Source organism: Bacillus sp. AFS001701, assembly GCF_002559405.1.
Taxonomy (GTDB): Bacteria; Bacillota; Bacilli; order Bacillales; family Bacillaceae_G; genus Gottfriedia.
Genome location: NZ_NTZO01000449.1, coordinates 1 through 794, shown reverse-complemented (window position 1 = coordinate 794; position 794 = coordinate 1). Strand labels below are relative to the sequence as shown.

The 794-nt window shown below is 27.7% G+C and carries 1 protein-coding gene; it reads left to right on the top strand.

Annotation, left to right across the window (positions count from 1 at the left end; translation table 11 throughout):
* Positions 1-77: 77 nt before the first annotated feature.
* Complete coding sequence (locus tag CN514_RS20965; RefSeq protein WP_098234246.1) at positions 78-779, top strand: hypothetical protein; 702 nt, start codon at positions 78-80, stop codon at positions 777-779.
* Positions 780-794 lie beyond the last annotated feature (15 nt).

The following is a 794-nucleotide window of genomic DNA, read 5'->3' as shown; positions in this document are numbered from 1 at the left end:
GATCACCATCTTAATATTGAAAAAGCAACTCTACAAGACTATTTAATAAATAAAACAAAAAATAAAGAGGTGAAAAGATGAACTCGATAAGAGGCACTTATCAACTAGTTTTAGAAGAATTGAAATGGTATTTTAAAATATTTTCTTTAATTACTTTATTGTTATCAGTTGTTTATGTATTCGTTAGTATAATTTTTAAAATTCCTTTACAAAGTGGTGCAGCTTTGTTTGGACCGATATATGGGGGGATTAGTACATTTGCGGTTGCAGGATTGGTCATTCCTTTCCAAGTTGCAATTGGATTAGGTAGTACTAGAAGACAGTTTTTAAAATCATATAATGTAATGTCAGTCTTAATGGTAATTACAAGTATTACTTACTTAAATATAATTTATTACATTATGAAAATATTATTAGACAAAGGAATAAATAGTTTTCACTTTTACCATCCTGCAGAATTCGTTTCATCAGAATATCATTTCTATACGTACTATTGGGTCGACCTGATGGTTGGTTTTATTATACTAGGACTTTCTTCTTTTATAGCTGTATTAGTAAGAAGATTGGGGATACTCTATTTTCTACTGACACTAGTTTTAGTTAGCATTTTAATGACCTTTTTATCTATAAATGGAATAAGTTCAGACTTTTATTCTTTGATTTTTAATATTAAGCCGATCAATTTGTTTACATTAATTGGATTGGTAGGAATTGTACTTCAATTATTAACAATTCCAATGATGATCAATGCACCATTAAAAATGAAAGGTAGAAATTAAAAATGATTCAAGAAA

What these genes read in the sequence shown, in the direction of transcription:
- CN514_RS20965 (WP_098234246.1), top strand. Translation starts at nt 78, where the DNA reads ATGAACTCGATAAGAGGCACTTATCAACTAGTTTTAGAAGAATTGAAA.